Annotated in this window: 20 protein-coding genes; 10 read left to right on the forward strand and 10 right to left on the reverse strand. The window is 66.7% G+C overall.

Translation table 11 applies throughout. The annotated features are described in order from the left end of the window. Positions 1-40: 40 nt before the first annotated feature. Complete coding sequence (locus KEG38_RS35620) at positions 41-3241, reverse strand: tetratricopeptide repeat protein (RefSeq protein ID WP_308216893.1); 3201 nt, start codon at positions 3239-3241, stop codon at positions 41-43. 269 nt (positions 3242-3510) lie between these two features. On the opposite strand from KEG38_RS35620, the gene KEG38_RS35625 reads away from it, so the two are divergent. Together KEG38_RS35625 and KEG38_RS35630 are read left to right on the forward strand one after the other, a co-directional pair. Beyond that, positions 3511-4152: a hypothetical protein gene (locus KEG38_RS35625; protein ID WP_272424842.1), complete on the forward strand. Its 642-nt coding sequence runs from the start codon at positions 3511-3513 to the stop codon at positions 4150-4152. A gap of 68 nt (positions 4153-4220) precedes the next feature. Beyond that, positions 4221-7199 carry an RCC1 domain-containing protein gene (locus tag KEG38_RS35630; protein WP_272424844.1) on the forward strand — a complete coding sequence of 993 codons (2979 nt, stop codon included), beginning with the start codon at positions 4221-4223 and terminating at the stop codon, positions 7197-7199. Positions 7200-7226: 27 nt separating this feature from the next. On the opposite strand, the gene KEG38_RS35635 is transcribed toward KEG38_RS35630, so the two are convergent. Beyond that, positions 7227-8129 carry a sigma-70 family RNA polymerase sigma factor gene (locus KEG38_RS35635; protein WP_272424845.1) on the reverse strand — a complete coding sequence of 301 codons (903 nt, stop codon included), beginning with the start codon at positions 8127-8129 and terminating at the stop codon, positions 7227-7229. Positions 8130-8213: 84 nt separating this feature from the next. On the opposite strand from KEG38_RS35635, the gene KEG38_RS35640 reads away from it, so the two are divergent. Further along, entirely contained in the window at positions 8214-8573 is a 360-nt protein-coding gene (locus KEG38_RS35640; protein ID WP_271918323.1) for an arsenate reductase family protein, read from the forward strand. Between the two features lie 127 nt (positions 8574-8700). Here KEG38_RS35640 and KEG38_RS35645 read toward each other — a convergent pair whose 3' ends face one another. Further along, positions 8701-9930 (reverse strand): monooxygenase, encoded by a 1230-nt coding sequence (locus KEG38_RS35645; protein ID WP_272424847.1) that lies wholly within the window; start codon positions 9928-9930, stop codon positions 8701-8703. A gap of 120 nt (positions 9931-10050) precedes the next feature. Here KEG38_RS35645 and KEG38_RS35650 point away from each other — a divergent pair, with 120 nt between their 5' ends. Beyond that, positions 10051-10281, forward strand: coding sequence for a hypothetical protein (locus KEG38_RS35650; protein WP_272424848.1), 231 nt, complete (start codon positions 10051-10053; stop codon positions 10279-10281). 143 nt (positions 10282-10424) lie between these two features. On the opposite strand, the gene KEG38_RS35655 is transcribed toward KEG38_RS35650, so the two are convergent. From KEG38_RS35655 to KEG38_RS35670, 4 genes are all read right to left on the reverse strand, one after another. Next, a complete protein-coding gene (locus KEG38_RS35655; RefSeq protein ID WP_272424849.1) occupies positions 10425-11183 on the reverse strand; it encodes a DsbA family protein in 759 nt (252 codons plus the stop codon). 65 nt (positions 11184-11248) lie between these two features. Further along, positions 11249-11797: a zf-HC2 domain-containing protein gene (locus KEG38_RS35660; RefSeq protein WP_272424850.1), complete on the reverse strand. Its 549-nt coding sequence runs from the start codon at positions 11795-11797 to the stop codon at positions 11249-11251. Continuing rightward, complete coding sequence (locus KEG38_RS35665) at positions 11794-12417, reverse strand: RNA polymerase sigma factor (protein WP_272424851.1); 624 nt, start codon at positions 12415-12417, stop codon at positions 11794-11796. The genes KEG38_RS35660 and KEG38_RS35665 overlap by 4 nt, the downstream gene beginning before the upstream one ends. Before the next feature lie 154 nt (positions 12418-12571). After that, complete coding sequence (locus KEG38_RS35670) at positions 12572-13243, reverse strand: DNA alkylation repair protein (RefSeq protein WP_272424852.1); 672 nt, start codon at positions 13241-13243, stop codon at positions 12572-12574. A gap of 683 nt (positions 13244-13926) precedes the next feature. Between KEG38_RS35670 and KEG38_RS35675 the strand changes: the two genes are divergently transcribed. Together KEG38_RS35675 and KEG38_RS35680 are read left to right on the forward strand one after the other, a co-directional pair. Further along, positions 13927-14349, forward strand: coding sequence for a PDZ domain-containing protein (locus tag KEG38_RS35675; protein WP_272424853.1), 423 nt, complete (start codon positions 13927-13929; stop codon positions 14347-14349). 117 nt (positions 14350-14466) lie between these two features. Next, complete coding sequence (locus KEG38_RS35680; protein WP_272424854.1) at positions 14467-14622, forward strand: hypothetical protein; 156 nt, start codon at positions 14467-14469, stop codon at positions 14620-14622. A gap of 31 nt (positions 14623-14653) precedes the next feature. Here KEG38_RS35680 and KEG38_RS35685 read toward each other — a convergent pair whose 3' ends face one another. After that, positions 14654-14824, reverse strand: coding sequence for a hypothetical protein (locus KEG38_RS35685; protein ID WP_272424855.1), 171 nt, complete (start codon positions 14822-14824; stop codon positions 14654-14656). 553 nt (positions 14825-15377) lie between these two features. Here KEG38_RS35685 and KEG38_RS35690 point away from each other — a divergent pair. Then, positions 15378-17810, forward strand: a complete 2433-nt coding sequence (locus KEG38_RS35690) for an FG-GAP repeat domain-containing protein (protein ID WP_272424856.1) — start codon at positions 15378-15380, stop codon at positions 17808-17810. Between the two features lie 34 nt (positions 17811-17844). On the opposite strand, the gene KEG38_RS55750 is transcribed toward KEG38_RS35690, so the two are convergent. Continuing rightward, positions 17845-19149, reverse strand: coding sequence for a HEAT repeat domain-containing protein (locus KEG38_RS55750; RefSeq protein ID WP_272424858.1), 1305 nt, complete (start codon positions 19147-19149; stop codon positions 17845-17847). 363 nt (positions 19150-19512) lie between these two features. Here KEG38_RS55750 and KEG38_RS35700 point away from each other — a divergent pair, with 363 nt between their 5' ends. Both KEG38_RS35700 and KEG38_RS35705 read left to right on the forward strand, forming a co-directional pair. Then, positions 19513-20919, forward strand: a complete 1407-nt coding sequence (locus tag KEG38_RS35700; protein WP_272424859.1) for a hypothetical protein — start codon at positions 19513-19515, stop codon at positions 20917-20919. A gap of 477 nt (positions 20920-21396) precedes the next feature. Then, the gene (locus KEG38_RS35705; RefSeq protein ID WP_272424860.1) at positions 21397-21912 is read left to right on the forward strand and encodes a tetratricopeptide repeat protein; all 516 of its coding nucleotides are present in this window, start codon (positions 21397-21399) and stop codon (positions 21910-21912) included. Positions 21913-22272: 360 nt separating this feature from the next. Here KEG38_RS35705 and KEG38_RS35710 read toward each other — a convergent pair whose 3' ends face one another. Then, on the reverse strand, positions 22273-22944 hold the full coding sequence (locus tag KEG38_RS35710) for a hypothetical protein (RefSeq protein ID WP_272424861.1): 672 nt from the start codon (positions 22942-22944) through the stop codon (positions 22273-22275). Positions 22945-23724: 780 nt separating this feature from the next. Here KEG38_RS35710 and KEG38_RS35715 point away from each other — a divergent pair. Continuing rightward, the gene (locus tag KEG38_RS35715) at positions 23725-24528 is read left to right on the forward strand and encodes a hypothetical protein (RefSeq protein WP_272424862.1); all 804 of its coding nucleotides are present in this window, start codon (positions 23725-23727) and stop codon (positions 24526-24528) included. Positions 24529-24569 lie beyond the last annotated feature (41 nt).

Raw genomic sequence — 24569 nt, forward strand, 5'->3', positions numbered from 1 at the left:
ACTGCCATGGTCAGACTCCCTTCCGATCATCCCAGCCACTTCAATGCCTCGGTCGCGTCGCGAGCCATCGATTGAGCTCGGCAGCTTCGGGGATGTTTGCTTTCGTGGAGCGGGCGAAGGCCCCCTTCGCCGCGTTCGCGAGCGTGAGGGCGCGATCGCGATCGCCTTTGCCCTCCCACAAGGCCCGCGCAAGAAAAAAACGCGCGTTGGCGAGAACCTCGGGACGACCTTCCCAGGTCGGCGCCTCGCAGAGAGCGAGCGCGCGTTCGAGCGGCGCAAGTGCCTCTTGGGGGCGGTGCAGCGCGAGGAGGGCTTTCCCTATCGGAGTTAGCACCTCGGCAAGGGATGAGTGTTCAGGACCACCGACTTTCTCCATAATGCCGAGCGCACGCTGGAAATGCGGGAGCGCTTGCAAAGGCTTGTCGGCGCGGAGCAGCATGTCTCCCCAGTCGAGGCGAACGATGGCGTCGTTCTGAGATTCGACCGCGGATGCTTTCTTATACAGCTGGATGGAACGTTCGAAGCGAGCAGCCGCGGACGTATACAGCTTCTCCTCTGTATCGACTTTGGCCAGACAAAGTGTCGCCAAGGCCAGCCGAGCGCTCTCCTTACCCATTTTCGCTTCCATGATCGAGTGGGCCCTCTGGCAATACCCCCGCGCTTTTTCCAGTTGACCTGTATAAACGTGCGCATGACCAAGAACCTCGGTGGCGTCCGCGATCGCTGTGCTATGGTCATCGTGCGTCTTCCGCCAGATGTCCAGGGCACGATTCACGTAAGAAATCGACTCCTCCGCCTTTCCTTGCTCGAAGAGTGCAAGTCCGATGACGTACAGGGTTTGGGCAGTATCGCGGTTGTATTGCCCGTACGACTGATCGATGAGCGGAAGCGCGTTTTGAAGTAATGTGATGGCCTCCGCGTATCGACACTTCCCAAAGAGTGCTACCGCGATCCGACGCCGCATCCCTGCGGTCCGGGGGTGCGTCGGGCCGAGGTCCTTGACATAAATATCGAGTGCCCGTTGAAGGGCATGGTGGGCCTCATCGAACCGTATCCCCTGGTTCAGATACGTGGTGGCCAATTCTGCATGCACCCTGGCCACGTTGATGTTGTCTGGTCCGAGCAACTCGAGCCGTAGCTCGAGGACACGCTTGTACCTGTCAACGGCCTGCATCATGTCGCCCTGCTGCCTCAAGGTATATCCTTCGTACATGAGCAGATCCGTCTCGAACGCCTTATCTCCACCGATTCGCTCCAGCGCTGCCCGCGCGGCGCGATGGATGCCCATCGCCTCATCGAAACGCGCTTGCTGGCCTCCGATGACATAGAAGAGCTCCATCTGGGCACGCGCAGCCACCCGGTCATGTCGGCCTGCTTCCGCGGCCAGGGCGGCCTCGGTCAACGTTTGCGCGGATGCCTTCACCTCGACGTCCTGCTCGAGAATGCCGCGTTCGAGAAGCGCCTCGGCCTCGAGGGGTCGGTATCCCAGCAGACGCGCTTCTTCGGTGATTTGTCGGGTGAGCGCAAGGCTCTCTTTGTACTGGCCTGTGCGGGTGAGCGCCTTGGCCTCGGCGAGACGGCCGCGCAGCTCGTCCACCTTGGCGCGCGCCGTCGGGTCGCTGGGCGGCCGAACAGGCATTGTGAGCAGGTCCGTGCGTGCACACAGCTCGACGGGCGCCACGTTCCCCGCGGCCTCCACGGCCTTCTCCACCGTCTTCGCGTTCGCGCGCTGGAACTCGGTGGTGAGCGCTTTGACCTCCTGGAGCCGGTCCTTCAAGCACTGCATCCGCAGGTCGAGCAGGGACTCGGATTGCTCACCGCGCATGTGTGTCGCCTCGCAAGCGTCCGTGTGCATCGCGACCCACTTCGATGTATAGGCGTCGAAGGCGCGCTCCACGCCCTGCCAGGCATCGCTGGCAAAGGACACACGCGTGGCGAGGAAGGCGTCACGCACCGATTGCTTTTGTGCCTGATCCCAGACACCTGCGAGGTTTTGTTCGGCGCCCTGGCACAAGCGGGGGGGCGTTGCCGCGGGCTTCTCGCGCACGAATGCGAAGAGGACACTCACGCCGAGCGCCAGGGCCGTGCCCGCGAAGAGCGCGATGCGGCGAAGACGAGCGCGAGGGTCGTGGGTGAGCGTCGAGAGCAGCTCATCCATCGACGGAAAACGCTCGGCTGGCTCCGCGGATAACCCACGCAGGAGGGCTTGGTGAATGCGCTTCGGAATGCGCCGGCTCTTCGGGGCCGCGCGTGGAAGGCCACGCGAAATGGACGCGAGCAGGCTCTTGTACGTATCGCCCGTGAAGGGGCGCTCGCCGTAGAGTGCCTCGTACAGCGCTACGCAGAAGCTGAACTGATCGCTGCGTGCGTCGACCGAGGCGCCCTCGACTTGTTCGGGCGCCATGTACGCCGGTGTTCCCACCAATGCTCCGCTGCGCGTCAGGTGGGCGGCGAGCAGACGCGTGGGCTGCACGCCATCCAAAGCAGGGAGAACTTCCTCGTCCCTCTCCTCCTGCTGACCTGGGGTCGTACCCAGCGTGGCGCGCGCCAGTCCAAAGTCGGTCACGCAAACGCGTCCGTCTTGCCCACAAAGTACGTTGTCGGGCTTGAAATCACGGTGAATCAGCCCAGCCGCGTGGGCCGCGGCGAGACCGCGCCCTGCGAGCACGAAGCGATCGAGCACCTCGCGTGTCTTGCGTGGGCGCTCGCGGATCCATTGGGTGAGCGTCTGTCCGTCGAGGAGCTCCATGGCGACGAAGACGTGCTCTCCCACCGTGCCGCAATCATGAACGGTGATGACGTTCGGGTGCGAAAGGCGAGCCATGGCCTGAGCCTCCCGGAGGATACGCACCCTCGAGCCCTCGACGCCGAGCTGCTCGATGACCTCGGGGCGCAAGATCTTGAGCGCAACTTTGCGATCGAGCTCGGGGTCGTAGGCCGCGTGGACCACGCCCATCCCGCCCATGCCGAGGCAATCGAGGAGAAGATAACGTCCGACGAGCGTACCGCGCGGTAGGAGTGCAGCCGGTATCGGTGCATGATGGCTGTCCAGCGCGCCGAGGGGAGCGATGGTGGGAGCAGCACCAACCTCATCCGCGAACAGGGACGAGCGCGCGAACTCCACCAGAGCGCGCCGGCATTCTGCACATCGATCGATGTGCCCTTCGACGCGTGTCGCCTCCTGCTCGGAGAGCACACCTCGAACGAAACTGAGGACAGTGGTTGCGTCGATACAATCCATGGGGAGCCGTCGACGAGTCTACAGCGCGGTGGGTGTCGCAACAATTGCCATCTGTCCGCCTGCGTTGGCCGGAGGTGACGGAGGATGGAGATTTTTTTGCGACAGGTTGCCGAGGTCGGTGTCCATCAGCGCGAGAGGCATCGACTGTCCAGATCTGGAGTGGCGCTCCCGACGTGAAGCACTGCGTGCGCGTGGTGTGGGTATGGCGCGCGCTCATGCGGGCCGGATGCTGCGTGCGTGTCCTTGCGCATGGAGAAAGAAAACGAACGATGAACGATTCGCGTTGGTTTTACCTTGCAGTGGCCTTGGCCGTCCCGGTGATCGGCTGTGGGAGCAGCGATGGTCTTTTTGCATCGGGGGGTACCGCGGGAGCGGGAGGCGCCGGCGGCGGAGCGGCGGGAGCGGGAGGCTCCGGCGGCGGATGCGATACGCAGAGCTGCAACGAGCCTCCGCCCGCCGGGTGCGCTGATGAGTTCTCCGTGCTCAACTACGAGAGCCAGGGCATCTGCTGGGAGGGCGCGTGCAAGTACCCCTCGTCGTCGATCACCTGTGATGCCCCACCCCCGCCCGCCTGCAATGCCGATGGCTCGCTCCGCACCTATTCATCCATAGGCACGTGCGCGGACGGGACGTGCTCCTACCAGCCGATGGACGCCGATTGCGGCGCCGCGGGCTGCTGCGAGGACCATTGCTGCGAGCTCGAACCATCCAATGCCGACACCCTCGGGCCGCTCGAGCAGAACGGTCTCGTGATCTCGGCGCCCCAGGGCACCTTCAACACCTCGACCGACTGCATCACTCCCTCGGTGCTGGGCGACTGCAAGGTGGTCGCGCCGGCCGGTTCGCCGGAGGTGTGCGTCTGCCGGGCCGACGAGCTGACGATCAACTCGCTCACGATCGCGGGCAAGTGATCTTCCCCCGCTTCCGTGGACAAACCGACGATGCCGCAAAGGCGGCCAGCTCCCAAGAAGGACCTCACGTGAAGAATCATCGATTCAATGTAGCGCTATGGCTCGGGCCGCTCGTTTTGCTCGCGGGGGCCTGTGGCGCCGATTCCTCGGGAATGGGCGCAGGAGGCGACGGGGGCGGGCAGGCCGCGCGTCCGTCGTCGGAGGGAACGGCCGAGGCGCAGGCGGCATTGACGGCGGGCGCGGGCAGCCTGGGTACCTGCGACGGAAACCCGGCGCGCTGCGCGGCGGTGAACGTTGCCGTGGGCTTCGATCACACGGTGGCGCTGAAGTCGGACGGCACGGTCTGGGCCTGGGGGTGGAACGGCAACGGCCAGCTCGGGGACGGCACGACCCTCGAGCGACACACAGCCGTGCAAGTGAGCGGCCTTGGCGGCGTCATCGCGGTGGCGGCGGGCGCCTCTTACACCGTTGCGCTGAAGTCGGACGGCACGGTCTGGGCCTGGGGGTTCAACCAATTCGGCCAGCTCGGGGACGGCACGACCACCGAGCGTCACACACCCGTGCAAGTGAGCGGCCTTGGCGGCGTCGCCGCGGTGGCGACAGGCCGGCAACATACCGTTGCGCTGAAGTCGGACGGCACGGTCTGGGCCTGGGGGTGGAACAGCTACGGCCAGCTCGGCGATGGCACGAACATCGATAAACTCACGCCCGGGCAAGTGGGCGGGCTGATTGACGTGACCGCAGTGGTCGGCGGAGGGTACCATACCGTTGCGCTGAAGTCGGACGGCACGGTTTGGGCCTGGGGGGAGAACAGCCACGGTGGTCTCGGCGACGGCACGACCACCTACCGAGACAAACCCGTGCAAGTGATCGGGCTGAGCGGTGTCACCGCCGTGGCGGCCGGTGTCTTCCACAGCGTCGCGCTGAAGTCGGACGGCACGCTCTGGGCCTGGGGGTGGAACGGTCCCGGCCAGCTCGGCGACGGCACGAGCATCGAGCGTCACACGCCCGTGCAAGTGATCGGGCTGAACAACGTGACCGCCGTGGTGGGGGGCGAAGACCATACCGTGGCGGTGAGGTCGAACGGCACGGTATGGACCTGGGGGAGAAACGATTCCGGTCAACTCGGGGACGGCACGACCAACAATCGATCTACGCCACTGCAACTGGTGGCGCCGACCGGTTTCGCCGCGGTGGCAGCGGGCCCCAGGCACACGGTGGCGCTGAAGTCGGACGGCACGGTCTGGGCCTGGGGGTGGAACAACGAAGGCGAGCTCGGGGACGGCACGATCCTCGATAAACTCACGCCCGTGCAAACGAGCGGACTCAATCTCTCCCCGGAGTGCGGCGCAATGGCTGCCTGTAACGCGGGCACGGGCCTGTGCGCTGCCGTGCCCGGGCCGAACGGGACGGCGTGCGACGACGGCAATGCCTGCACGCAAACGGACACGTGCGAGGGGGGGATGTGCGTCGGAGGCAACGAGCTCGTCTGCCCGCCGGTGGGCGAGTGCGAAGTGGGGCTCTGCAATGCGGCCAATGGGGTGTGCTCGGCGGTCCCCAAGCCGGACGACACGCCTTGCGCAAGCGGGGTTTGCCTTGCCGGCGTATGCGAGATCGAGGCAACGACGTCGAGCACGAGCGCGACCGGAACCGGCGGCGGTGGCGGCGGTAGCAGCTCGACCGGAACCGGCGGCGGCGGCGGCGGCGGCGGCGGCAGCTCGACCGGAACCGGCGGCGGCGGCGGCGGTAGCAGCTCGACCGGGACCGGCGGGATGATGGAGACGAGCTCGACCACGGGCGCCGGCGGAGACACCGGGGAAAACCCCTCCAGCGAGAGTGGCTGTGGCGCCTGCGTCGTCGGTAGCGGATCGGCGAACGGGGCCCCTTGGATCGGCCTTGGGCTCTTGCTCGTGCTGCGGCGGAAGCGGAAGAGCCTAGCGTTTCGCCAGCGCTCCGCTACCGTGGCGGCGATGCGTTCCCTTTCGCGTTTCCTGCCGCGCGCTCTCCTCGCTGTCAGCCTCGGGTGCCTACCGGGTTGCCTTGACCTCATTCGTGGTGGCGCTGAGCTCATTCGAGAGGCGAATGCCCCGGAGGAGGACCCGGCGAAACCCGAGCCCGCCGCTGCCGCGAAAGAGCCGAAAAAGCCCAAAGAGTCGAGCTTTCCTGTCGTCGCGGCGCCGTATCAGCGCCGGATCCTCTTCGCGAACAAGTCGCTGAAGGCGGACGCCAGCAACGCCTCGATCGCGATCGACACGTGGACGCTTGGAGACCCGCTGTATATCCATGCCTATGGGGGGCCCTACGGGGAGGAGGCCCCGAAATACGTCGTGTTGTACGCAGAGGTCAACGGCGAGCCCGCCGCCTGTGCCGACAATGAGATCATCCAGGGTGCGGATTTCGGGGCGCTCGGCCGTGTCGAGCTTCACGGCGACTCGATCACGCCGGTTCAAGGCGGGGTTGGTCCGCAAGCGTTCGATACGCACATGGGCATGCCGGCGAGCGTCTATGCGGGGGTCTGGGCGAACAACCTGAAGAGCGATCGACCCTGGGCGCGGACCTGGGAGGAGTTCCACAAGCGCATCATCCCCATGCTGCACGTGGGCGACAACACGCTGAAGCTCACGCTCGCGGACGAGAAACGCACCGAGATCTTTGCCGAGGGGACGGTGACCATCAAGGTTCCGAGCGAGGCTGCGTTCAAGGCCGAGCTTTCGGCGAACGTCGAGACATCGGAGAGCGGAGACCCCGCGACCTTGCGCGAGATCGACAAGCTCGTGCGGGCTCATTCCTGGTTTCGTGACCTTCGGATCGTGCGGGTCTCCTACGTCCTCGACAAGTGGAGAAAAGAGTACGAGGGCCGCGAGGTCGTCAGGGCCATCATGAACGTCGACGTGATTTTTCGCAAAACCGGGGACAAGTTCCCCGCGCGATGTCGCGTGAGAGGCGTCGTCGCCGCGCGCAATGCAGAGGGCAGCCCGGAGACGAAATTCGGCAAGATTTTCCTCGACAGTTACACCTTGGAGACGCGGTGGACCCCGTGTCCATGAGCCGACTGGCCCGAAGCCCTGACGAGATCACTCCGCGGCGTCTGTCAGATACCGGTGGATGCTCAGGTTGAGCTCACTCTTGACCAAGGCGAGCAGACTGTTGAAATCCGCGTTGTCGAGCCCCAGCCGCTCGCGGAGAAGGCGTTGTGTCTCGAGGAGGATGGACTCCCGCGCCTGCGCAATCCACCGTGCGACCGTCGAACGGTGGACCCGGTGGATGGCCCCGATCTGATCGATGTTCAAGCCATCGATGAAATGGAGACGTAGCAGGTTCCGATCGCGCGCTGACAACGCTGCGACCGCCGTTTCAAAGGCATACTTGAACTCATTCCTGTAGCGTGACTTGAGATAGTCCATCTCGGGGGACGCGTGGGTCGCGAGCCCCTCGAGGTGGTCGTCTGCGTTGACGCGTGCGGTCTCTCGCTTGCGCCCCCGCCGCGCGTTGAGCGCCATGCGCATGGCGGTGACCCGGAGCCAGGCGCCCAGCGACCCGATTCCGGCATACTCGCCGATTTTCGGCAGCTCGTCGGGCTCTGCAGCAAACAGCTTCTGACGTAGGAGCTGGATGAGATCGCTGCTGTCGTTGTCCCCGGCGACGCGCGCCATCGCTGCATGGAGCCACGAAAAATAGCCGCGCTCGATCGCTGCGATGGCGGCCCCGTTGCCGTGCGCGGCCGCGCAAGCGAGGTAGAGATCACTGATGTTCAGGGTTCCGAGGACCTCGAGTGGTTCGTGTGTCGAGGAGAGGCGCCCCCCCAGGTGACGGGCGAAGGTTTCACCTGCCACATGAATGTCGGGATGCGCTGTATGCGCCGCATCGAGGATCGCGCAGAGCTTCGCTTCGAGCCCTGGTGCTGCAGCTTCGGTCCGTGTGGACGCGCCACCAAGCACCTCGAGGAAAACGGCTGCGAGCGAGGGGGATGGTGCCATGAATTACCAAACCTTACCAGGAGGTCGACCCTTCATCAAGCGACGGGATCGTCCCGGGCGCGCCCGTGCTAGGGTGGCCCTGCTGTGATCCAGATTTTCGGTACGACGAAATGCAAAGCGACGCGTGCGGCGCAGCGGTTCTTCGCAGAACGCGGCATCAAGGTGCAGAGCGTCGACCTGCGCGAAAAAGGCCTCTCCAAGGGAGAGCTCGCCAGCGTCGCGCGGGCCGTGGGCGGCATGCGCGCGCTCTACGATGCGGAGAGTCCACGCGTGAAGGAGCGCGGGCTCCAGTACAGCGCCCCGACGGAGGCACGCCTCGCCGAGCTGCTCTTGGAGGATCCACTGCTGCTCCGCACGCCCATCGTGCGCTCCGGGGCGCGCTCGGCGGTAGGCGCGGCCGAGCCCGCATGGAAGGCGCTCGCGGACGCCGAGAAGGCGCGGTGATCGGTCACCGCAAGGTGCTCGCTAGCGTTCGGACGTGACCGCGCGGAAGTTGCGAATCATTGAAAGTCGCTCGATTGAGGGAAGGGGCCGGATCACGCTCGGGCGAGCGTGATCCGGCGGGGGAGGGTCATTTCGCGAGGCAGGCGTCGAGCTCGGTCTTGCAGACGATCGCCGGATCCTGGTCCGGGCCGGCTTTCTTAAGGAAGCAACGCAAGGCGTCGGAGAACTCCCGCGAGACCGCGGCGTCCGAGCTCGTCACGCAGGGCGTTATCTCCTGGCTCGCGCTGATGGCCTGCTGCACGCAGGCGAACGACTCGGCGCACGTCGCCTTGCCATTGCCCACCCACTCGGCACCGATGAAGTTCGGCTGGCCGGGGACGTCGGGCTCGGCGCGGCAGTGCGCCGTCGCCGAATCGGCCGGGTAATACGAGCCGAGGAGCATGCACATCTCGTCCGTCGAGCGCGGGCCCTCGAAGACGTCCCTCGTCTCTGCGTTCGAGTAGTCACACCAGTAATCGAACCACTCGCCTGCCTTGACCTGGAGGCCTTCGCCGAAATCCTTGACGGCCACGTTCTCCCATTGGGTGCTCGTATAGAACGGATCCGCCTGCCCGACGATCGACGCGGCATAACCAACGCCGCGCGCGTGCATGTGCGATTGCACGTTCGCGATCGTGATGTCCGTGTGCACCGGGCACCGCATGCGCGCGCGGCCCTCGGCCTGCGCCCCGACGTAGATGAAGGGGTTGTAGATGAAGAGGATGTCGCCCTCCGTCTTCACCTCGGCCTCGGGGATCGTGTAGAGGTTCACCCGGACCTCGGGCTCGATGACGTTCATCGAGGCGTTGATGTAATGCGCGTTCATGAGGAGCACCGCGCCCGGGCGCACCTTCATGGCCACGCCCTGGGGGAAGCGCAGCATGGAGTCGCCGTCGGCGTTCTGCGAGCCGGCGACGAGCTTCTCCACCTCCCAGCCATCGGTCGCACCGTCGGAACAGTCGAATACGCCGCTCGTGTCGACGACCGTCCCGTCCTCTTTCTGGGTCGGGATGTCGTCGTAGCTCGTCTGGAAGAGCAGGAAGTGGTGGCTCCCCTTCGAGTAGCGCACCTCGTCACGGTTGACGAAAAGCCCCTCCGCGGGTGCCTTCACGAACATGCAATGCTCGGCCTCGGTGCCGGGGTCGAGCTTCGTGACCATCTTGAACTGCACGCCCTTGCCCGCTTCCGGGGGCGCGAGCAGCTCCTGCCCAGGCTGCCCGGGTTCCGCGGGCTCCGAGCCGCCACAGCCCACGAGGGCCGGCAGGGCGAGGGTGAGGGACGGGATGGCGGTCTTGAATAAGAAGTTGCGAAGATTCATGGCTGTCCGTGTGAGTGACCGGTGGTCTCGCGGATCGCGAAGAATTGTTGCCCGAGAGGACGCTTGCCATCTGTTCCCGGTCGCGGTGAAACGTTCATCGGTCTCGCTACTTCGTACGTGGTGGGGGAGGGGCGACAGGGCGGACCCGGCGACGAGCGCGCTCCTCGGGCAGCTTCCCGGGTGGTGAACCTCAGCCGCACGTGGATTCGCGAGGTGCGCAGGACCGAGCTGCTCGAGCCCTATCCGTGGGTCAGGGCCTACTACGACCGCGCCCTGGCGCGTCCGGCTTGGGAGCGCACGCTTGGCCTCTACGCCGAGCGGCTCGGGGTGGCGGTGGCGGACATCCGCTAGGACCGGCGTCGACCAGCGACCCAGATTCCGCGGCGCGGGACCGGCAGCGGGCCATTTCCTTTTGCCAGACGCCGGTACCCCGGCCCGCCACAGCGAGCAGCAGGTCACCCTCGAGTCGATCCGGACGCGAAGTTCGGCTCAGCTCAGCGCCCGACGAGCGCGCGGTCGATGGCCGCGCGGAAGTCCTGCACGGGCAGGGCGCCCGGGATGCGGCGACCGTTGACGAAGAACGTCGGCGTGCCCTTGATCTCGAGCCGCGCAGCCTCCGCCTTGTCGGCGGCGAGCTGGGCGTCGGTCTCCGCCGATCGCATGTCGCGGCGCAGCCTCGCGACGTCCAGGCCGGCGGTCTCGGCGGCGCGCTCGATTCCCTCCTGATCGAGCGTCCCCTGGGCGCCGAGCAGCGCGTCGTGCAGGGGCCAGAATTTGCCCTGCGCCTGCGCCGCGATCGCGGCGCGGGCCGCGTCCGCGGCGTGCGCGTGGAACTTGAGCGGGTGGTGCTTGAAGGCGATGCGCAGTTTGCCCGGGTACTCCTGCTCGAGGTCGCGCAGCGTCTTCTCCGCGCGAGCGCAGAAGGGGCACTCGAAATCGGCGAACATCACGAGCGTCACGGGCGCGCTCTCCGGCCCCCGCACGGGCGCTTTGCCCAGCGAGACCTCTTCGACGACGTCGGACGGCGCCTCGGCCTCCGCATGCTTGCAGTCGCAATCGGGTTTGTCCCCGTGGCACCCCTCCGCCTCGGGCGCAGCTTCCTGCGCCGCCGGCGCGGCGGCGGGCCGTATCGGGGTTTCGTCGGTCGGACCGATGCTCTCGGGCGCCTGGCTGCATGCCGCGGCGAGCGCGACGGCGACGAGGGCCATGGAACGATTGAGAGAAACGAACGGCGAGCGGATCGCGCGTGACATGGCAAGGGCTCCTGGGCCGGGGAAATGCGGGAGGCGGCGCGTGCCACCGGATCCCTCGTCCGGCCTCATTCCTCCTGTGGCCCGTCCTCGGAGCAAGTTACACAAGATCGGCTCATGCACCCATAAGGCTCCTCGGACTCGGGCTCGGGCTCGGCGCTCGGGACGATCGCGGACGCGCACGCATAGCAGGTTTCCCCGGCGCGGGCGTCTTCGTGGGCTGGCGCGGAGGGCTCGGCCGTGAGCGGAGGCGCCTCCTCCCGGGGCCACGCGAGCAGGACGAGGAGCGCCGCAGCGGCCGCGAGGACGAACCCCGGCCCCGCCCATTTGAAAACGGGGTGCTGCCTGCCTCGCGCCTTCGCTCGTGAACGAGGCGCCTTCGCAATCGGGCGGACCTTTTCGGACGCGCGCGCCCGAGCCAGCACCGCCTCGAACGGGGGAGGCGGTGGAAAGGCCGCCCCGCGGGCCGAAAAGACGCGCTTCTCGCGCTCGAGCCAGGCCATCTCCTCCTTGCAACTCCGACAAACTTCGACATGCGCGGCCACGCGCGCGGACTCCTCCGGGTCGAGCTCGCCCCGGAAGAACGCCTCGACCGCCTCGGCATGGCAATCGCTCATCGCGCACCTCCTTCCCCGAGCTCCGCGCGCAGGATCTGCCGGGCGCGGTGGATCTCGATCTTCACCTTGGGCACGCTCCACCCCATGGTGCGCGCGATATCCTCATAACAGAGATCGTGATCGAGCCGCAGCAAGAGCACCGTGCGGCGATCCTCGGACAGCTTGCCGAGCGCGCCCTGCACGAGGCCGAGCGCCTCGCGGCCGAGGACGTCCTCCTCGGGCGAGCCGGAGGAGGCGTCCGCGGGGCGCTCCTCCCAGGCCTCGGGAGGGTCGTCGGTAAGCACCTGCCGGCGCCGCCGGCGTGCGCGTTTGACCTCCATCGATACGTGCCGGGCGATCCCGAAGAGCCAGGGCACGGGGCGCCCTTCGGCCTCGAGGGTGTGCAGCCGCTGGAAGGCCCGCACGAACGTCTCCTGTGTCGCGTCGCGCGCGGCCACGGGATCGCCGAGGAGGTCGCACAGGAAGCGATGGATCTGGTGGGCGTGGGCGGCGTAGAGCGCCTCCAGTGTCGAACGTGTCACCTCGGGGCTCCCCGCGCGCGGGCCCTCGGCGGGGGGGGCGTCCGCCGCCGCGAGCGCGCGCGCCGGTGCGATGAGGGAGGCGTCCGGGATCGAGGTCACGCTGCCACTGTGGCCGGAGGAGCCCGCAGGTTACAACCGATCTGCGCGGGGGGGGCGGGAAGGCGCTCAGGGTCGCTGGTGGACGCGGAACGTCGTCGACGCGCATGCTCAGGCCTCGGCGCGTGCGGGGGGATGGACGATCGCAACCGTTTGGTCAACTTTGCCGACGCACCATTTCGTTGATCCAGATGGGGGCAAACGGAGAGGTGCAACCCTTGGAAACCGGATAATCGCGATAGATTCCCAGTCTTTCGCCAATGGCAATAGCCCGCTTGCGATGCTTGGGGAAGTGAATGCCGATTCCTGCAAGGCAGAAATTCATCGTCCATTGCACTTCCGAAGCAGCGTTTCCCATTTCAGACTCGATACGGTCCAGAAGCGCTGGCAGATCGAGTCCGTCCGGATGTTTCGCGATGCGCTCCGACGTCAGGCTCCAGCCGGCGCGGGCGGCCCAGGGGTCATCATCTTGCATCCATGATTGGCGAAGAGACTCCTTGTCAGGATGGTTCTTGACGACATTGGAATTCAGCCAGTCCGCAACTTGCACAAAGTCGACAGATCGCACCATCCGATCCATCTCGTCGCGAGACAGGTTTTGGGGCTTGAGCAGAAGGATTGCCAGGAGCCGGGCGTCGATGTTCCCGGTTTCCCAGAGAGCGATGGCCAACGGGTGGTCGGTCTTGACCTTCGCGGCAAGCTTCCGTATGTCACCAAGACGGACGCCGAACTGATTGTCCCCTGCGCCATGTTTCTTGTTTTGCGCACGGACCTTCTCATGACCGAGAGATTTTAGCTGCGCGAGGGCATCCTTGAGAGTCATTGTCATGCTCGTGGCGCTCCTTGAGTCGGAGGATGCGGGACAACTGTCTGATTAGGCCATGCCAGTCCTTGCGTTCGGTCGAAACATCAAAGACTGTGCTGGGACGCACGTCAAGAGGGATGTAGAGGAGGGGCCAGGGTAACACCTGCTCAGGCGCGTCTGGACGGGCGCCCAGGGACGTGCAGGGGCCGCCCGCTCCTCGGCCCCGCGGCCTACAGGTTCCTGCTCGATGTCCGCACTGCCGCTGGCTGATGGTTCCGCATCCGGTGCTTCGAGGCATCAGCGTCGAAGGAGCACGCCATCGGTGTCATGACGGTGGTCGGTAAGGACTTCGTGCGTTTCAGGTTTGTCCACGTTACGGCGCAGGTTGGCGTCGCAACGCGCTTGCCGTCGAGGACCGCGGCCACGTAGCCACGCGGGTACCCGAAGGCCTAGGGGTTCACTCCGGGGCGGCCCCGAAGGCTGTGCGGCGATCAAGGTGCGAAGCTGCCCCAGCCGCTGGACAACGAGCAAGGTTTCGTGAAGCCACCGTTTGCTCACTCCTTCCAGACCGGCCTTGCCGGGTGACACTTGCGTTCTTTGCGAGACTCTCCTCCAGGCCCGTACCGGAGCAGGCAGGCGCAGGCGATGGACACGCGTGCGATGCTGCTCAATGAACCACTCGAGACACCGATAGCGAGGATCCCATCATGAAGAATCTGACGCGACTCATGATCATTGGCGTGCTGGCTGCGGGCCCCTGCTTCATTTCGCCCATAGCATCTGCTCAACCCATCACATGCGGCGGGGTGCACGGCGCTTCGGTTGCAGGCCTCCGCGGCATTGCCTTCGGTGACCCTCCGGTCGGTTCCACGTCCGGTGCTGTGATTGAAAGCATCAATCCCCCCAGCCCGTTCCTGCCTGCTCGGATTCCGAGCGGCGGCACGTTCACACCCGAACTCGGCGACATGATCACGGAGGTCAACGGCATCCCGATTAGCTGCGTGGGCAGCTTGATGAATGCAATGAACTCGGTGCTGGCGTCGACCTCCGTGCGTCCTGTCCTCGTGAGCTTCACCATCCGGCAGGCGCGCTTCGGCACCAGCGTGACGATCTCCGCCGTGATCTCGTGACACAACGCGAGTGCCGGACAGAGGCGTCTCGCGGCAAACGGTCAGCAAGTGGCGAGGGGAGATGCTCCTGCTCGAGCTTATGCGCGTGGACTCGGCGTACCAGGGATGGGAGAAGAGGTGTCGCTCGACGAGCTGCGCGCGCGGGCCGAGGCACGTGGCGCCGCGGTCGACGGGCCGCGGAATCAGCCGTGGTTCACGCGCGAGCTCGTGGTGACGGATCCGGAAGGGTACAAGCTCGCATTCGTGACGCCGAACGAGCGCGTGGAAACGTGACGAGAGGTGGGGGGAGGATGCGTCGAAGGCGCTAGCGCTGCCAGAGCGGGCATGTGTGTTCGACATATTCGTCGAAGCGAGGATCCGCGTTCCTCTGCTCCGGGCAGTACTCCTGCACGACGGACTCGAGCTCGGTCCGGCAGCTCTGCATGTCGACCACGGCGCAGATCGCCGGGGCGGACTTCGCGACGACCCGGGCCATCGCCATCTTCAATCCCCAATGGGTGTCCGATGAACGGCCTTCTGTTGTAGGCGCAGCTCCTTGGCCACGTCGAGCGTCGTCATGAGGCCCTTGTCGTGTAACGCCTGGATTTCGGCCCCAAAACGGGTCGGCCGGTGCTCTGGCACGTACTGTTTGTCTGGAACTGTGCCATCCGCCGGTCGATCTGCGTGGGGCCGGCCGTGGTGTTCGGCGTGGCATCGTGGCAGCCAGCACCGCGGATCGTTAGGCAAGCACGGCGGGAGATTCAGCCGATGCCTCACCAGCGATCGCCGCCGAGGAGGCGGGCATCTGCCCATTCGGTGTCGATGTACCTCGGGCGAACGGCATGCTCTCCAATGCCACAGGCTCGCCTTGCGCAACACGACAGCCTCCGCGCCGCGCACGGACATCGACGGGAAGCCGCGCGACGCCATGCCGGATATCAGGGCGGACGAGCTCTCGCAGATAGTTCGGTCACTCCACGCGGCGTTCTGATAGGCTCCCCGGACGCTTGCTTCGGAGGGAGATCGTGAGGAGAGCTTCTGCCGTTCGGATGGCGTTGGTCTGGGTGTGCGCCGGTGCGTACGCGTGCTCCGAGGTCGACGCGGAGCCTCCCACGTCGTCCTCCACCAGCTCGAACGCGTCCGCCAGTGCAAGCAGCGGCGCCGGTGGCAGCGGCGGCAGTGGAGGCGCGCCATGCATCCCCGTCGACGATCACGACGCGTGCACCGATGACCTCTGCGATAGAAGCGGCCCCGTGCACCCGCCGAAGGCCGACGGCGCCGCGTGCGTCGTCGCCGACGGCTGTATCGTCGGCAGCACCTGCCAGGCGGGTACCTGCATGGGGGGCAGCCCGATCGTCTGCGACATGGGCAAGACGTGCGTCGCCGGCGCCTGCGTCGGTCCCCCGTGCGCCGGGACGATCGGGCTCCCAGGCATGCCCTACATCCCGGTAGGCGACTTTCCATCGGCCATTGCGGCGGCAGATCTCGATGGCGACGGGCGATTGGACCTCATCGTCGCAAACACGGGCGACGGTACCGTGAGCGTGCTCGAGAACCTCGGAAACGGCAAATTCGCCCCCTCCGTCAACCTCCCGATCGGACCGAGCCCCTCCGCGGTCGTCGCGGCCGATCTGGACGGCGACGGCAAACCCGACCTCGTCGTGACAAACCGCGACGGCAACGCCGTGAGCGTGCTCGAAAACCTCGGGGGCGGCGCCTTCGCCCCGCCGTTCACGCACGCCGCGGGCCTGGGTCCGAGCGGGGTCGCCGTGGGGGACCTCGACGGCGACGGCATGCCCGATCTCGCCGTCGCAAACAGCGGCAGCAGCAGCGTGGGCGTCCTCTTCAATCTGGGCGGCGGCGCCTTCGCACCCATGATGGCGTACAGCGTGATGGGGTCCCCGAGCTCGGTCGCGATTGCAGATCTCGACAGCGACGGCAAACCCGATCTCGCCGTCGGGTCGCGCTACGTCCTCGTGGGCGGCAACGTGAGCGTGCTCCGCAACCAGGGCGATGGCTCCTTCGGCGCGGCGGTCGAGCAATACGCGGGCGTCGGGCCTGCGTCGGTCGTCGCCGCGGACCTCGACGACGACGGCCGGCCCGACCTCGCCGTCGGCACCGCCTCCGACGACTGGAGCGGCAACCTGACCGTGCTCGAGAACGAAGGCAACGGCAACTTCGCCTCGCCGACCGTGTACCTCACGCTCCATCCTGTCTTCGAGGTGGCAGCGGTGGACCTCGACGGCGACGGCAAGATCGATCTCGCCGCTGCGAGCGGAGGCACCAGCGCGGGCGTGTTCATGAACCAGGGCAACGGCACCTTCGCCGTACCCGTCCCCTACGGCACGGGCAGGGACCCGGAAGCGCTCGCGGTCGGGGACCTCGACGGCGATGGCAAGCCCGATCTCGCCGTCGCGAGCGCCCATAGCGACAGCGTGAGCGTGCTGCTGAACCAGGGAAGTGGTGTGTTCGGCCGGCAGTACCCCGTGGGCAACCTTCCATCCGCGATCGCGGTGGCGGACCTGAATGGGGATGCCCTGCCCGATCTCGCCGTCGCGCGCGCCACCGGCAGCGGCGTCGGCGTCCTGTTTCATCAGGCCGACGGGAGTTACGCCGAGCCCGTCGATTACGCCACGATCGAAGACCCTCACGCCATCGTCGCGGCGGACCTGAACGACGACGGCGCGCCCGATCTCGCTGTCGGGAGCTATGGCGCCGGCGGCGTCGACGTGCTGCTGAACGACGGGAATGGCGCCTTTGTGCCCCCGATAAACCACGCGGCGGGCGAGGGGGTGAGATCGATCGTCGCCGCGGACCTCGACGGCGACGGCAAGCGCGATCTCGTCGTCGCCAGCCAGTTCAGCGGGAAGGTGAGCGTGCTCCACAACCAGGGGAACGGTGCCTTCGCCGCTGCCGTCGACCACGACACGGGCATGGTCCCGGTCTCGGTCGCGGCGGCGGACGTGAACGGCGACGGCAAACCCGACCTCGCGGTCGCGAATGCGGTCGGCGACGTGAGCGTGTTCTTCAACCAGGGCGACGGCACGTTCCACCCTCCTGTCCACCACGCCGCGGGAGGGGACCCGGTCTCGGTGGTCCTCGCGGATCTGAATGGCGACGGCAAGCTCGATCTCGCGGTCTTGAACTACAGCTTGGCCATCGCGAGCGTGCTCTTCAACGAGGGGAACGGATCCTTTGCCCCCGCCGCCGAATACGCGGCGGACGCGATGGCGCTCTCGCTCGCCGCAGGGGATCTGAATGGCGACGGCATGCCCGAGCTGATCTATACCCAAGACGTAGGCGTCGGCGTGCTCGTCAACGATGGCAGCGGTGGCTTCGCCCCTCCCGTCACGTACGGCGCAGGCATCGCGCCCGGCGCTCTCGCGGTCGCGGACATGAACGACGATGGCAAGCCGGACGTCGTCGTTCTCAATGCCCACGGCGCCGACGTGAGCGTGCTTCTCGACACCTGCATCCCGTGAGCGGCCGAGCACGGCGCGCCGCGTGTGTACGCGGTCAGCGGTATGGCCCCCGCTGCTTGATTTCCATCGCGGCCACCACCTCGGCCATGCACGCGCGGACGTGGGCGTCACGCGCGCCGTGGGCGAGGCGGCTCAGCGCAGGCAGCGCCGCCGCCGCTCCGTGCTGCTGGAGCGCCAGCGCGGCTGCGCACTGCACGTTGGGATCAACGTCGTCGAGCGCGGCGATCAGCGCGCCGAGGGTCGCCTGGCCGAGAGGGGTGAGTTTGCCCAGCGCTTCCGCGGCCTGCCAGCGGGCGCGGCCATTTCGGCGATCGCCGAGTTCGTCGAGCAGCACCGCGACCACCTCGCGCGAGCCAATGCCGAGGCCGCCGAGCGCCAGAACGGCCATCGGGAAGACGAAATCGTACGGGGCGCGTCGCTTCTGGCGCTGCCGGATCGTCTTCATGAGCACCGGCAAGGCCGCCGGTTCGCCGATCTTGCCCAGCGCCCAAATGGCGGCCTCGGTGCGCTTTTCCGCCTCCGTGAAAGCGTCGGCTTCGGTCACGGCTTCGATCAGCGCCGGCACCGCCGCCTCGGCGCCCTGACCGATGCAGCCCAGGGCGCGAGCGACGGCGCTGAACGGGTACGCTTCGGCGGCCTTGCAACGTTGCAGCAATGCGAGTAGCACCGGCACGGCGGGCGCGGCATCGGCGCCGAACGGCTCGAGCGCGTGGAGCACGGCATAGATCATATCGCTGCGGACATCGTGCCGTGCGAGGTGCGTGGCGAGCACCGGCACGACGCGGTCCGGCCATGCGCCGAGGTTCCCGAGGGCCTTGACAGCCGCGAGCTGCGACGCCGTGTCGTGCGGAGGCCGGTCCTTGGCGCGTCGGAGGAGGAGGCGCACGTAACGCGCTGTGCGCGCGGTATCGATCGCCTGCAGCGCCAAAAGCGCGCGGGCCGCGAGCGTCCCGTCGGTCGCGACGGCCGCCCGGCGGAGCGCGGGCACGGCAGCCGACGCCGCGGGGCCGATCGTTCCCAGTACATCGGCGGCGTAGGCGCGCACCGCGGTGTGGTCCAGCAAGTCGACCAGCACGGGGACGATCCGGTCGGCGTCCGAGCCCCACTCGCGCAGCGCTTCGACCACGGTCGCCAGCCGCTCGTCGTTTGCGTGAGGCCCGCGCGCATATTGGGCTGCCGCCCCCAGCAGCACGGAGAGCCCGTCCGGGCACGCACGCAACCCGTTCACCAGCGTGACCACCGGCGAAATCAAGATGTCGTCGTCGTCGGGTCTGATACTCTCGAGGAACGCGAGCCATTTCTGTGCGCACGGAGAGGGCGGCGGTTGGAGCACAAGCACCGGGGTGATCGTACGACGATTCTCTCTTCCTGACCACGAGTACCGCCTGGCGTCGAGCACGCCGGCTCGGCGTGGAGCTCGGCGCGAACCTGTGTATACCCATGGGAAAAATTTCCGCGGTCGGGCACTTCGTGATGCTCAAATCGCCGCAAAGCGTCCTGTTCCACATCATGCAGTGGACGCATTGAGCAAGCGTGCACGCGGTCGCTCCACACGCGCCGCAATGCACAAATCGAGCACGCTTGCGCAGTTCGCGCAGCATTGCGCAATCCGCCCCCCGCAATAGACCCGCCATTCCCTCTCCTGGCCCCCGAACGAGCGCGGCATGCAATGTGCTGAGCGCATCGGCCAAGGAGATTGATGATGAAGAAGATTGCTTTCGTCGTGCCGTCCGGTGTCGCGACCCTCGCCCCCTCGCACGCGCGAACAAGGGCGAAGCGCCTCGCCATGATGCCGGTCGTGCTGGGCCTTCTGGCCGCCGCCGCCGCCGGATGCACGATGGAGACGGCCCCGGCCGACGACAGCGAGGTTTTGCAGGCCACCGCCGAGGCTTCCGCGGCCCTGTCGGCAACGCTGGTGGGCGCGGTGGAGCGCCAGCAGATCGTCGGCGACGTGTACCATTACAGCTTCCTGCTGAAGGTGGGGAACACGCCCAATGCGCGCATCCGCGTGCACCGGGTCGTGCGCGAGGATTCGCCGAACGTCCCGCATCCGACGTCGCGGGCCATTCTGCTCATGCACGGCGATTTCGCGACCTTCACCACGAACTTCGTGCCGTCGCAGATCAGCCCTGCCGCGAAGCCCGATCGCGATCTGGCCGTGTACCTGGCCAAGCGCGGGATCGACGTGTGGGGCGTCGATCGACGGTGGACGACGGCGCCCGCGGAGGGGACCGATTTCTCGGATTTCGCCGGCATGGGGGTGGCGCAGGCCGTCTCGGATACGGGCCTCGCGCTGTCCTTCGCGCGCACGATCCGCACCTTGACGGGCGGGGGCCAGGATCGCCTGTTCCTGGGCGGGTTCAGCAGCGGCGCGCAGCTCACGTACCTGTATGCGGCCGAGGAGAGCCAGAAGCCGCTTTCGCAGAGGCAGGTAAAGGGCATCGTGCCCATCGACATCTATGGCAAGCTCTCCCCGGCGGACGAGTCGCTGAGGCTCTACGCCTGCGCCAATGCGGCCGACGAGTATGATTGGGTCGCGCAGGGGTTCGTGGACAGCGACAACAGCACGTTCGCCCAGCCGCTGGGCGCGCTCGCGGCTTCCGCACCCTGGGGCGATTCGCCGATCTTCGAGGGCTACACCAACCGGGAGGCGATGCTCGGGTTCGTGTCGGCGACGTTCCTGCTTTATGAGCCCAAGCCCCTGTATCACCTGGTGGCCGGCATGTACAAGAATGGGTTTCCCACCACGTTGCGCTATTCGTCGGAGGCGCTCGTCAGCGATTGGCTCGCGCATTCGCCGCCGCACGAGTCGCTGGTGGAGACCGCCGACCGGGATGCCATGTGGTGCGGGACCGGGACCCTGCCGCTCGCGGATCACCTCGCCGACATCTCGGTGCCGCTCTTCTACCTCGGCGCCGCGGGCGGCTTTGGCGATCACGGCCTTTACACGACCACGCTGGTAGCCTCCACGGACGTGACCACGCATGTGGTGCGTCGCCTCCCGGCCTCGAGCGAGATCGAGGACTTCGGCCATGCGGATCTGCTTTACGCGGAGGATGCGCCCGCGCTCGCGTGGGCGCCGCTCGCGCAGTGGCTGCTCGCGCATTGAAGTTTTTCGTTCCCGCCAAGCCGCGATTTCGCTTGCAGGGCGTTCATCGCCGACGGTACACTCTTCCTTGCCCGACGCGCCTCGCCCAAGAGCAGGCGCTCGAGAGCGACATGCCGACGGATGCGGTTCGGTGTCGAGTCGATGTCTTGGTGGTGGACGGAAAGCTGGAAGAAGCGCTTCGTGAGCTGCGGAAGTGCAGTGGAGACACGCTCCGCGAACTCCGCAAACGGCGACGGGACGGACCGAAGCCGAGCGAGAAGCGACGAAACAAACGCTACTTCGTGAACCGGTTCTCGGGCTGGCGCTGGAGGCTTGCCCGGGCCGAGGACGAGCTTGAGCGCGCTCGACGAGATCAGGAGATGTTCACGAGGAGAGCTGCGCTCTCAGCGATGAGCGCTTCGTCCAACCGCCGCCGAACAAGGGCCTGAGCCGACGGCGCGGGTTCGCTCGCTGATCGGACCGTCCCGCGGACCGAGCATGTGGCAAGATGCGCATGTGGGCAAGAAGCCGTGGACCGCCGAACGTCGATGGGAGAGCCTCGTCAAAAAAGGCATTGTCGATCCAGATACCCAGCCGGGCGATCTGGACGCTCTGGCAGGCAAAGTCTCCGCAGCCCTATCACCAACGATATACGACGACAGCGTGCGCAGCGCGGACACCCGAACTCTCTTCGAGGCGTTCGTAGACGAGCTTCATGCGCAGGTCGAGCGTAAGGTCAATCTCAGTGCCCTCGCATGGCGCTTGGAGGCCATCGCGTCGGCCCTCGAGGGCATGGTCGAGATCAAGGACCCCCTGCGCTTCCTCGAAACAGCCGTCCTGGCGGCGCCAACGTCGGTGGCCCTGCAGGTGAGACTCGCAAACAGTCTCCTCGGAGAACGCCGATACGTGGACGCCGAGGAAACCCTTGCCCGCGCCCTCGCGCTGGATCCGACCAACCAAGACGCCTTGTCGCTCCTCGACATCTGCAAGCGAGATCCGCAACGACCTCGATGAGCACGCTGCTTCCACAGGCGTCGTCGAGGACGCTGCGCATGGGTCTCATCTGGGGGCGATGAGCTGGGGCGTTGCCCCAGGCCCCACCAGGGGTTGTCCACCCCTGGACCCGGACCAGCGCAAGCGCTGGACCCAGGGTCGATGAACTGCGCGATGCGCAGTTCATCGAACAGACGACGTTGCCAATCGAGACAGCCGCGCTGCCATTTCGATGGGCAACGTCGTCCTTGGTCTTGTCACTGGCCCGTTGGAAGAACTGCGCACCGCGCAGTTCTTCCACCACGAGTCCAGCGCTTGCGCTGGTTCGGGTCGAGGGGCGAATAGCCCCCGCGGGGTCCGGGGCGGCGCCCCGGCGCGCTTCTATTCGGTGGGGCCGGACTTCTTGGGCTTGCTCGGGCGGTCGGGGATCACGGTATGGATCTCGACCTCGCTATATCCCTCGATCTTGTAGAGCCGCTTCAGATTGGCGAGATCCGCGTGGACGACCTTGGCGAGCGCCGTGCGCACGCGGCCGAGGATCTTGACCTGCGCGGCCGGCTTTCGGGCGGCTTCGACGGCGACGCGCAGGGCCTCGCCCTCCGCCTGGATCTCCGCCGCGGCGCTCGCGGCCGTCGCTTTTGAAAGCTTCGGGTGAATCCCCGCTTGCAGGAGCTCCACCAGGATCTCCATTCGGTCCGGCTGGCCGTCCGTGTCGCCTTCCGCGTAATAGGCGGTGCCGTCGGGGAAGAGGACGGACAGGGCGGCGTCGGAGGCGGGACGGCCGACCTCGTTCCAGATGATATCGTAGTTCTTGCCGAGCGCGGCGTCGGCCGACAGGTTGCGCGCGTCGATCTGCGCGGCGAGCGGCGCGTGCACCTCCTCTGCGGCCTTGTGCTTGGCCTCGACATTGGCCACGAGCGCGAGCGAGGCGCCGAGGCGCTGTTCGGCGAGCTCCTGCCACCGCCCACCGCGCGCCCTCGCATTCGTCAGCGTGTCCTTCGCATCCCCGAGAATGTTGCCCGCGGCGGCATCCCGCCGGACGATCTCACCCATGGGTCCTCCCTTATCTGGTCTTGTGAAGTGCCCCCACCCACCGAAGCGGTGACGCTATAGCAGTTGGGCGGACAGGGGAAAGGCCGAAAACGGCGGAAGTGTGCCCGGAGCGGGGGTCACGGCGGGGTGAGATCGGAAAGGCGGGCTCGGTACGGCGATTCGGGGCGCCGTGAAGCGGCAAAGGGAGATGGGGGGAAGGGATCCACGGCGCTGTGGATCGGGGTTCCGAGGGTGGGATCGGCGATCCACGGCGGGGTGGATCGGGCAGGGGAGAGGGCCGCGGGCGAGTCACGGCGGCGTGAAGTGGAGGCGGGAGGCGAGGAAATGCGGTTCACGGGGACGGGGAAGGGGTGGAGGCGAGGGGGAAAGCGAGTTCGGGGCGGTGTGGGATGGCGGTGGCCGGGAGGGAAAGCGGTTTCGGGGCGCTGTGGGGTGGGGAAAGCGGAGGCGGAGGCGGCAAGTGAACTCTGATTGTGTATCGCTCCCGCGGTCCCGCCGGATCCCGCCGCCCCGGTCACCGTCATGGGACGCTCGGTTCCCGGGCGCATCGTGAGCCCCCTGGTTCGTGTGGCATTGCCGCCAGCCGAGCCACGTGCGATTCGGTCCTCCATGCAAGCACGGAGGAGACGCCGCTGGGCAATGGTGGGCGTGCTGGTGTTGGGATTTGGTGGGGCAGGTCTGACGGGGGCGTGCGGGTCGCCTCTCGATCCGGGGCCTGTCGATTCGTGCCCGACTCCAGCCGATACCCCGACCGACACGTCGACCGAATGTGCGGAGCCGATGCCCAAGCCGTGCATGCTTTACCGCATCCCGCTCGTGGGAAACCCGAGCACGGACGTCGCGCTGCGCAGCAAGTACATCGCTGCGTTCGGCAGCGCTTGCTACATGTCCGTGGCCGATACGTTCGACTGCTTCTACCAGGAGTGGGAGGACGCGTGTGCCGATGCCGTGAAGATCGGCGAGGTGTCGGGAAATGCGCCGTACGCCAAGGACTACAAGTGTCAGCCCGTCGGCAACGGTGACTACACGCTGCAGGTCGGCTCGGATGTCGCGAACAAGATCACGATCAACCATCAGGCCGCGCCGCTACAGACGTCGCTCATCGAGATCAAGAGCGTCCCGACGGAGGTGAGTGGTCCGTACCGGAACTTGGTCGAGGTCACGACCATCAAGCCGGAGAAAGACTTCAACTGCTCGAGCGGCCAGGTCGGCGCCGACGGCATGACCATGAGCCAGCGGAAGTGGATCCTCCAGGTCAACCGCAAGGCGCACGGCGGCAAGATTCACTCCGATCTCGCGGGCTTCACGTGGCCTTGCAAGGATGAGAACTGCAAACCGACGATGTGCACGGAGAACCTCGTCCTCCTGGATCCGGATGATGAAAAGACGCCTCGATACGACTCCGATCGCGCGGAGGTGCACCACGTGGTGCCCATGAAGGATCTGCGCGGTTGCCCGTGGGGCACGAACGCGTACAAGAACGCGGCCGTCATCTCGCGGAGGCTCAACCAACATCTCAAGAACAAGGTCCCGCCGATCAAAGAGGTGACGCTGATCAACAACGTTCCGCCCTACACGCCGTGACGTGGCCGGCGGACGCAGGCGGCGCGACCGTTGACGCCGAG

This window comes from Polyangium jinanense, from assembly GCF_028435265.1.
Lineage (GTDB): Bacteria > Myxococcota_A > Polyangia > Polyangiales > Polyangiaceae > Polyangium > Polyangium jinanense.

What these genes read in the sequence shown, in the direction of transcription:
- KEG38_RS35620 (WP_308216893.1), bottom strand. Translation starts at nt 3,241, where the DNA reads ATGGATTGTATCGACGCAACCACTGTCCTCAGTTTCGTTCGAGGTGTG.
- KEG38_RS35625 (WP_272424842.1), top strand. Translation starts at nt 3,511, where the DNA reads ATGAACGATTCGCGTTGGTTTTACCTTGCAGTGGCCTTGGCCGTCCCG.
- KEG38_RS35635 (WP_272424845.1), bottom strand. Translation starts at nt 8,129, where the DNA reads ATGGCACCATCCCCCTCGCTCGCAGCCGTTTTCCTCGAGGTGCTTGGT.
- KEG38_RS35645 (WP_272424847.1), bottom strand. Translation starts at nt 9,930, where the DNA reads ATGAATCTTCGCAACTTCTTATTCAAGACCGCCATCCCGTCCCTCACC.
- KEG38_RS35655 (WP_272424849.1), bottom strand. Translation starts at nt 11,183, where the DNA reads ATGTCACGCGCGATCCGCTCGCCGTTCGTTTCTCTCAATCGTTCCATG.
- KEG38_RS35660 (WP_272424850.1), bottom strand. Translation starts at nt 11,797, where the DNA reads ATGAGCGATTGCCATGCCGAGGCGGTCGAGGCGTTCTTCCGGGGCGAG.
- KEG38_RS35670 (WP_272424852.1), bottom strand. Translation starts at nt 13,243, where the DNA reads ATGACAATGACTCTCAAGGATGCCCTCGCGCAGCTAAAATCTCTCGGT.
- KEG38_RS35675 (WP_272424853.1), top strand. Translation starts at nt 13,927, where the DNA reads ATGAAGAATCTGACGCGACTCATGATCATTGGCGTGCTGGCTGCGGGC.
- KEG38_RS35685 (WP_272424855.1), bottom strand. Translation starts at nt 14,824, where the DNA reads ATGGCCCGGGTCGTCGCGAAGTCCGCCCCGGCGATCTGCGCCGTGGTC.
- KEG38_RS35690 (WP_272424856.1), top strand. Translation starts at nt 15,378, where the DNA reads ATGGCGTTGGTCTGGGTGTGCGCCGGTGCGTACGCGTGCTCCGAGGTC.
- KEG38_RS35700 (WP_272424859.1), top strand. Translation starts at nt 19,513, where the DNA reads ATGAAGAAGATTGCTTTCGTCGTGCCGTCCGGTGTCGCGACCCTCGCC.
- KEG38_RS35705 (WP_272424860.1), top strand. Translation starts at nt 21,397, where the DNA reads ATGTGGCAAGATGCGCATGTGGGCAAGAAGCCGTGGACCGCCGAACGT.
- KEG38_RS35710 (WP_272424861.1), bottom strand. Translation starts at nt 22,944, where the DNA reads ATGGGTGAGATCGTCCGGCGGGATGCCGCCGCGGGCAACATTCTCGGG.
- KEG38_RS35715 (WP_272424862.1), top strand. Translation starts at nt 23,725, where the DNA reads ATGCCCAAGCCGTGCATGCTTTACCGCATCCCGCTCGTGGGAAACCCG.